The 7,981-nt window shown below is 47.2% G+C and carries 5 protein-coding genes, 2 tRNA genes and 1 pseudogene; 1 reads left to right on the forward strand and 7 read right to left on the reverse strand.

Annotated features, from left to right (window positions below; all coding sequences use genetic code 11):
* Nucleotides 1-318: 318 nt before the first annotated feature.
* Entirely contained in the window at nucleotides 319-1,434 is a 1,116-nt protein-coding gene (locus tag AJE_RS04235) for a GNAT family N-acetyltransferase/peptidase C39 family protein (protein ID WP_008949819.1), read from the reverse strand.
* Between the two features lie 111 nt (nucleotides 1,435-1,545).
* On the opposite strand from AJE_RS04235, the gene AJE_RS04240 reads away from it, so the two are divergent.
* Nucleotides 1,546-3,012, forward strand: a complete 1,467-nt coding sequence (locus AJE_RS04240) for a RimK family alpha-L-glutamate ligase (protein WP_008949820.1) — start codon at nucleotides 1,546-1,548, stop codon at nucleotides 3,010-3,012.
* A gap of 25 nt (nucleotides 3,013-3,037) precedes the next feature.
* On the opposite strand, the gene AJE_RS04245 is transcribed toward AJE_RS04240, so the two are convergent.
* The 6 genes and pseudogenes from AJE_RS04245 to AJE_RS04270 all read right to left on the reverse strand — a co-directional run bounded on the left by AJE_RS04245 (nucleotide 3,038) and on the right by AJE_RS04270 (nucleotide 7,980).
* A tRNA-Leu gene (locus tag AJE_RS04245) sits at nucleotides 3,038-3,123 on the reverse strand.
* A gap of 198 nt (nucleotides 3,124-3,321) precedes the next feature.
* Nucleotides 3,322-3,407, reverse strand: a tRNA-Leu gene (locus AJE_RS04250).
* A gap of 109 nt (nucleotides 3,408-3,516) precedes the next feature.
* Complete coding sequence (locus AJE_RS04255; RefSeq protein ID WP_008949821.1) at nucleotides 3,517-4,470, reverse strand: isopenicillin N synthase family dioxygenase; 954 nt, start codon at nucleotides 4,468-4,470, stop codon at nucleotides 3,517-3,519.
* Nucleotides 4,471-4,485: 15 nt separating this feature from the next.
* On the reverse strand, nucleotides 4,486-5,694 hold the full coding sequence (locus tag AJE_RS04260) for a NupC/NupG family nucleoside CNT transporter (protein ID WP_008608634.1): 1,209 nt from the start codon (nucleotides 5,692-5,694) through the stop codon (nucleotides 4,486-4,488).
* Between the two features lie 16 nt (nucleotides 5,695-5,710).
* Nucleotides 5,711-6,343 carry a uridine kinase gene (gene udk, locus AJE_RS04265; RefSeq protein ID WP_008949822.1) on the reverse strand — a complete coding sequence of 211 codons (633 nt, stop codon included), beginning with the start codon at nucleotides 6,341-6,343 and terminating at the stop codon, nucleotides 5,711-5,713.
* Nucleotides 6,344-6,538: 195 nt separating this feature from the next.
* Nucleotides 6,539-7,980: pseudogene (locus AJE_RS04270) on the reverse strand (IS1182 family transposase).
* Nucleotide 7,981 lies beyond the last annotated feature (1 nt).

Below are 7,981 nucleotides of genomic sequence, written 5' to 3' on the forward strand. Positions count from 1 at the left end.
GATTCTTTTTTTAAGACTCACCGTCACGTTCGACTCTGCTTTCATTTCACTTACTGCTTCACTCTGCTTTTTGGGGCTTTCGTCAGCACCCTGAAGCGAGGCCGTCATTTTAGTGATTTAAACGTTGCTGTCAAGCGTCTTTTTCAAGATTTTTGAGCGCTTCGTTTTCTCATCCGGCTTGCCAGCTAAACTCGTTTAGCGCAGCACCCCGTGGCATGGTGCGCATTATAGAGCGTTTTAACAAGGCTGCAAGCAGAGTTTATAGAAAACTTAGGGTTTTTAGATCGTTCGCAGAAAAATGCAGCAAAGTGCTTATTTTCAGACCTTTTTAATCGCTAACAAAGCTTTCAGACGCTTTTTACCGTATGCAAAGGCCTTATTAAAGATATGGTGACTCACAGGTATATAGTGGCGCTCCGTTGGTGAAAGCCAGGGGATATCTTCAACATCGGGATCGTTAATATAGACAAAGTCAGCGTCAACAGCACAAATCACTATCCAGTGCGGCGCTTTCGAGCGGTCAAACTGCCAGGTACTGATTAACGCCAGTAAGATATAACCATCTTTAAGCAGCTTGCTTATTAAAGAGAGATCCGGTTCGGTTAGAACCAAAGGTAAACCTAGTTGCGTAACTTTAGCTTGATCTGCTTGATAGACCCGCTGCATCACCGACTTTTTTTCAGGACTACGCACCGAATCCAAAAACAAGGGACCGTCCTGATTCAGATAAATTTGCACTACAAAGCCGCGCTTTGCCGCAGCTAACGCCAAACCCCTAGGACCACAACCCCCATGACCAGACGTCATAAATATCGTTGTTGCTTCCCGCCATAGTTCAATTTCCAGATGTTCGGGGCTGAATTCCCCGGGTTGAAAATAGTTAAATGCCATTAGCAGACAGGCAGGGCCGCAAGTAAATGGGGTAGTTTGCGCAATATAAGGCACCAGTCTGGTATAGGACGCGGCCTGATAATGATGGATTTGTTTTTGCAGGCACAACGCATCACTATGATCTTCGTAAAAATCCAGCTTAACGCCGAATGGATGATAGCCAAGCTTTTGGTATAGTTTTATTGCAGGTTGATTGTCAGGCCGCACTTCTAATCGTAATAACACACAATGCCTGAGCAGCGCCTTTTGCTCCGCATCCGCGATCAGACGCTTGGCCAGACCTTGCCCTTGCAAACGCGGTACCACAGCAATTGAATATAACCTGGCCATACTGCTACCGCGCCGGTAGATCAATAAATAGTAACCTACTATCTCCTTGTCTAAACATAGCACAAAGAGATCACTACGTTTTTCAGAGATAAAACGTCTGAAACTGCGTTGACTAAGGCGGTCACTATGAAAACATTGCAGCTCAATAACCAGCAATGCCGATAGATCCTGACTAGTCGCTTCCCGGATCTCAATAACCTGTTGAACATCCATCCGATACAGTACTCAACGCTAATATCTGATTATGCTCAGTATAGTAGCGGAATTTACTTTTATTACCGATACTTTAGGGAATTTCTCAGGTAAGAGGACAGGATCTAACTTATGGCTAAACTGGTTATTGTTGTCGATAAACTGCAAGATTGGGCTCCTTTCTATCAATATGACGGCGTAATGAGTCTGCCGGCATATCTAAAATGGCAACCGAAACAAAAACAACGGGTACGTGTTATTAACCTATGCCGTCAGTCTCATTACTTGGGGACAGGTTACTACTGCTCACTACTCGCAGAAGCTCGCGGCCACAACGTTATGCCATCATTGCGAGCTTTCAATAAATTCAATCGCTTTGAAATATCTGAACTTATCGAAGAACTTCCCGGCACCTTACAAAGTCTGCTCGACAAAGCGCTGGCTGATGCTGCCGAACAGCAACTGCTGTTTAACATCTATTTTGGTGAAACCTCATCAAAAGCCCTGCGTAAATTTGCCAGCTATTTATTTGAGGCACTGCCAGTGCCCATTCTCCGGGTTGAGCTAAGTAAAAAGAATCACTGGCAGATCCGTTCCATAAAAATTGGTGCGGTACATAAGTTAACTGAGCAGGAACAAGGGCATTTCGCTGAAGTGTTGGAACGTTACAGTCACAAAATCTGGCGGCTGGAGCCAAAGAATGCCCGCTTTAAATATGATCTGGCTGTTTTGACCAACCCAAACGAGCCCTTTCCACCTTGCACTCCGAAGTCGCTGGGGCTATTCCGAAAAGCTGCAAAGCGCGCGGCTATGGATACTGAATTAATTTCAGCCCGGGATATTCAGCGGCTACCGGAGTTTGATGGCCTGTTTATTCGCGAAACCACAGGCGTAAATCACCATACCTTTCATCTGGCGGTAAAGGCGGAGCGCGAGGGGTTAGCCGTCATCGACGATCCGAACTCAATCTTACGCTGTGGTAATAAGGTATACCTACAGACCTTATTTCAGCAGCATAAAGTGCCAGTACCAGACGGCTTAATGCTATTTAAACAGGACGAAGATAATCTGGAACGCGCCGCCGATACGCTTGGCTTACCTTTGGTGCTAAAGATCCCTGACGGCAGCTTCTCCCGTGGTGTGGTTAAAGTCACTACTCTGACCGAGTTAAAAGCACAGCTAAATGCTCTGTTTGATCAGAGCGCTATTATTCTGGCCCAACGTTATACCTATACCGAGTTTGACTGGCGGATTGGCGTATTGAACGGTCAGCCACTATTCGCCTGTAAGTATTTTATGGCGCGTAACCATTGGCAAATTTATAAGCACGGTAAGGGCAAAACTCAGAGTGGCGGTTTTACCACCTGTGCGATTGCAGAGGTGCCGGCCCATGTGCTGCAAGCTGCGCTTGCCGCCTGTAAACCTATAGGTGACAGTTTATACGGTGTCGATCTGAAGCAAGCTGGTGAGCAGGTATTTGTTATTGAGGTTAATGACAACCCAAATATTGATGATGGTGTCGAGGACTTGTATTTAGGCAGTAAACTCTATGACCTGCTGGTAGAAGATTTTATCCGGCGTATTGAATTAAACCGATAAAAAAACCGGCTTAAGCCGGTTGATTTGGTGCAGATGGAGAGACTCGAACTCTCACGCCTTGTGGGCACAAACACCTGAAGCTTGCGTGTCTACCAATTCCACCACATCTGCGTTATGTTTACAGCGCTAGCTGCTCAACATGGCGTGCAGTATAACGATTTCAAAAGCAGCGTCAACTGGCTTTTTTAAAAATCTTACTGTTTGCTTAAATTTACAACGCGCTTAATCAGGAAGTAAAAATAAATGCCTGCAAAGCAGGTTTTTGCCAAGGACGGCAAAAACAAAAAAACCGGCCTTAGCCGGTTAATTTGGTGCAGATGGAGAGACTCGAACTCTCACGCCTTGTGGGCACAAACACCTGAAGCTTGCGTGTCTACCAATTCCACCACATCTGCATAACGTTTTGCGCAGTACGCTTAACGTGGCGTGCAGTATAGCGACTTATCAGGCCGCGTCAATACGATTTTCAGCCTGACAAGCGCGGTTGCACAATTTAGCAGCGTTTTAGCCTTTTTGGGCTTTTTTCAGCAAGCCAATCTCTTCCAGACGTTGCATTAGATAGTCGTTAGAGTTAATCGGCTCCGGATAGCGGTTTGGCCGCTCAGCACTGACACAGCTGGCTAAGGTTTCAATTACATAATCCGGATTCGGATGCATAAAAAACGGGATAGAATAACGAGGTTCACCCGCCGCTGCACCCGCCGGGTTCACCACCCGATGCGTCGTTGATGGCAGTACATGGTTAGTTAAGCGCTGCAGCATATCGCCGATATTGACGACAATAGTGCCTTCAATGGTCGTCACCGGTAACCAGCTACCATCGCGGCGCAAAATTTCCAGCCCAGCCTCATTAGAACCCACCAATAAGGTGATCAGGTTAATATCTTCATGCTGACCAGCTCGGATCGATTGGGTTGAGGTGTCCTTAATCGGCGGATAGTGAATCGGCCGCAGAATGGAATTACCGTAATTCACTTTATCAGCAAAATACGACTGGTCTTGCCCCAGGAAAAGCGCCAGTGCTTCCAATACCCGGTTACCCAGCTTTTCCAGCTCGGTATATAAACGGTAAGTCGCGTCTTTAAATGCCGGTACTTCAGTTGGCCAGACATTCGGATATAAACTGGGATGCGGCGCTGGGCCGTCCAGCTCCCGGCCCACATGCCAGAATTCCTTCAGATCCGGGTGATTAGAATCCTTGGCTTTTTCCACGCCAAAACCGGTGTATCCACGTGCCCCACCCTGACCTGGCTGGTGATACTTGGCTTTAACTTCGGTTGGCAGTGCAAAAAACTGCTTAATAGCTTGATAAGTGTTCTCTATTACCTCATCCGGAATACCGTGACCACTAATGCCACAAAATCCAAACTCAGTATAGGCCTTGCCAATTTCGGCAACAAAGTTATCTTTGTCGGTGGCAAACCGTCTTATATCCAACGTTGGAACATGTTGAGTCATATAAAAGACCTGTTTTTAGCCTAAAGAAAAAAAGAACCCTGCAATCGCAGCGCTCATTAAATTCGCTAATGTTGCAGCAAGTAAGGCTTTTAAACCTAACTCGGCAATATCAGCGCGCCGGCCTGGCGCCATACCACCCAGGCCGCCTAACAAAATGGCAATTGATGAGAAATTGGCGAAGCCACACAGGGCGATAGTAACTATCACCTGAGTATGCGCGCTTAACTGCTCTTTCACCTGCACAAAGTCGAGGTATGCGACAAATTCATTAATCACCAGCTTTTGACCGATAAAACTACCAGCCGCGCGTGCTTCTTCCCAAGATACGCCCAGAATAAAAGCCAGTGGTTGGAATACGTAACCAAAAATCAGTTGTAAAGTAAGATCGTCTTTACCCAGCCAACCACCGATTCCACCGACAATGCCATTAACCAGGGCGATTAAACCAACAAAAGCCAATAACATAGCACCCACATTCAGTGCCAGCTGCATACCACTGGAAGCCCCTGCGGCTGCGGCGTCAATCAGATTAGTATGCGGCTTTTCTGTGGTAATCTCTGCCAGATCATTTTTGGGTGTTTCGGTCTCCGGCAAAATCATTTTTGCCATTAGAAAGCCACCCGGTGCCGCCATAAAGCTGGCCGCAATCAGATACTTTAACTCCACACCTAAACCAGCATAGCCGGCTAACACCGAACCAGCTACCGATGCCAGCCCCCCTACCATCACGGCAAACAATTCAGAACGGGTCATGGTTGGGATAAAAGGCTTAACAATAAGTGGCGCTTCAGTCTGACCAACAAAGATATTGGCCGCAGCGGACATCGACTCAGGCCGGCTGGTGCCCAGTAATTTCTGCAAACCGCCACCAATCAAACGAATTACCCAGGTCATAATACCGACGTGATATAGCACCGCTATTAATGACGAGAAGAAAATAATGATGGTTAGTACATGGATTGCAAAAATAAAGCCTTGCGAGAAGTTACCCAAGTCACCAAACAGAAACTGGATACCGGCGTTGGCATAGCCGATAACATTCGCTACGACCTGAGAGATGCTGTAGAGCACCTCCTGACCAAAGGGCACATAGAGTACAAAGGCGCCAATGGCAATTTGAATAGCAAAGGCACCACCTACGGTGCGCCAGTTAATCCGGCGACGATTTGCTGACGCCAGGTAGGCGACCAATAACAGGGCAACAATGCCCACTAATCCCATCATAATGTTTTCCTGGTTGTTATTCCGACAATAGCTGGCGGATTTTTGCTTTTATAATATCGATAGCAATCTGGTTTTTGCCACCGCGGGTGACCACCAGATCGGCGTATTGTTTCGACGGGGCGATAAATTCAAAAAAGGCAGGGCGCACTGTGCTTTCATACTGCTCAGTTACCGAGGACAAACTGCGGCCACGGTCTTCGAGGTCACGTTTTATCCGGCGCAGCAAACAGATATCCAGCGGCGTATCCATAAAAACCGTGATATCAAATTGATCACGTAACTGCTCGTCTGTCAGCAATAAGATCCCTTCTACCAGGATCACTTTTGCCGGCTGGACCTTGATGGTGTCTTCAATGCGGGTATGCAGTTTATAACTATACTGTGGCATCGCTATAGTTTGGCCTGCACGCAATGCCTGCAAATGCTCTACCAGCAACTCATGCTCAAACGCTGAAGGATGATCGTAGTTGGTCAGAATACGCTGATCAAAAGACAAATGACTCTGATCACGGTAGTAGGCATCTTCAGACAATATCGCGATCCGCTCACCGCCAAGTTCTGCAACTAGTTCCTGATAAACTGTTGATGCGAATAAACTTTTGCCGGATGCTGAAGCACCAGCGATCGCGATAATGGTTCTTTTACCCATAAAACAGCCCGAAGAATTGCAAATAGCTGGTAATTATCGCTAATAACGCCGTGATTAGGAATAAAAACTTCCAAAAAAAATGCCAGTCAATTGACTGGCATTTTTCAGATTAATGACAAACCCCGGTTTTTTGGCCGGGGTTTGTGTTTTCTGGATTCTGATCTTTTTTGATCTGTGTTTTTCTGCTTTCTTTTATTAAATCTGGCAGTATTGAATCTCGGATTTGTTATGCCGCAGAATGCACTCTGCAAAGGTGTATAGTGCCGATTTCAGGCCATAAAAAAGCGATAAAAAGGCCAGCAAGGCCATTTTCTTGATGTTTTGCGCTACCGCCGCCAGTAAACACTGCATCTGCACTTTCGCCAGACCACGGAACCGTGCATAGCGATGGCCATGATGCTGTTTTGCGTCTGCGAAGCTGCGTTCAACCGTCTCTTTTCGTCGGTTGTAAATCTTCTTACCCCACGGACAGCAGCCGCAAACCACTCACATGCTCTTTATCCTCTTCCCAGACATGCCGGGTTATCGTTTTCTTATACTGCTTGTTCTTCGTGCAGTCCTGACGTAGCGGGCAATCCTGACACACTTTAGGGTTAGATTGATAATGCCGGTAGCCCTGACGGTCTGTCGTGCTGTAAGTCAGGATTTCACCTTGGGGGCAACGATAGGTATCGGTTGTTTTATCGTAGGTAAATTGCTTCTTCTTAATCGGATTAGCGGTGACATTGGGACGACGGTAGGCAATAACCGGTGCAATTTGCCGCTCCCGGATTAAATGGCAAAGCGGTGCAGTAAAGTAGCCCGCATCCAAACCAACGGCTATCGGACTAAACTTAAAGCGCTCAAGCTGACGGTCTAATCTGGCCAGATAGGGCTGGCTATCATGCACATTCCCCGGCGTCACGAAGGTATCCGTGATGATGCCGTGGCGGCCATCCACGGTGCGATGGTCCAAGGTAGAAGAAGCCCTGTGGTTTGCCTTCCCGCGTCATAAAGCCACTGTCAGGGTCGGTTGTGCTGACCTTTTGATTTTTGGTTTCGGGCTCCTTCGAGTCATCTTGCTTCAGTGGCGCTTTGCCATGGGCTAACCGGTCCTCTTCAACCGCCTTGTTGAGCTCAGCGATATACGCCGATGCACTGACCGCCACCTCTTTGTTCACCGCCTTGCGCTTATTGGCATTGGCTTTTAAATGTGTGCTGTCAGTGTAAAGCGTGTGACCACCAATCAGACGCTGCTCATACGCCTGTTCAACTATCCGGTCGAAGATACGCTGAAACACATCCGTGCCGTTAAAACGACGAATACGATTCTGGCTCAGCGTGGAGGCATCAGGCACTTTCTCGGTTAATCCCATCCGCAAAAACCAGCGATAAGCCACATTAACCTGAATTTCCTGTACCAGACGACGCTCACTGGGAATGCCAAACAGATAGCCGAGGATCATCATCTTAAACAAACGGACAGGGTCAATCGGCGGACGGCCATTATCTTTGCAGTAGAGATGTTCGACTTCAGCACGAATGAACTCGAAATCAATGGCGGCATCGACCTTGCGAACCAAATGGTTCTTCGGTACCAGCTCTTCGAGCGTGACCATTTCTAACTGATATTGTTGAGGAGAGGGAGTTTTGAGCATG

Source organism: Alishewanella jeotgali KCTC 22429 (assembly GCF_000245735.1).
Taxonomy (GTDB): Bacteria; Pseudomonadota; Gammaproteobacteria; order Enterobacterales; family Alteromonadaceae; genus Alishewanella; species Alishewanella jeotgali.

Excerpts from the sequence above, each read along its gene's own strand:
- AJE_RS04260 (WP_008608634.1), bottom strand. The coding sequence starts at position 5,694 with ATGATGGGATTAGTGGGCATTGTTGCCCTGTTATTGGTCGCCTACCTG.
- AJE_RS04240 (WP_008949820.1), top strand. The coding sequence starts at position 1,546 with ATGGCTAAACTGGTTATTGTTGTCGATAAACTGCAAGATTGGGCTCCT.
- AJE_RS04235 (WP_008949819.1), bottom strand. The coding sequence starts at position 1,434 with ATGGATGTTCAACAGGTTATTGAGATCCGGGAAGCGACTAGTCAGGAT.
- udk (WP_008949822.1), bottom strand. The coding sequence starts at position 6,343 with ATGGGTAAAAGAACCATTATCGCGATCGCTGGTGCTTCAGCATCCGGC.
- AJE_RS04255 (WP_008949821.1), bottom strand. The coding sequence starts at position 4,470 with ATGACTCAACATGTTCCAACGTTGGATATAAGACGGTTTGCCACCGAC.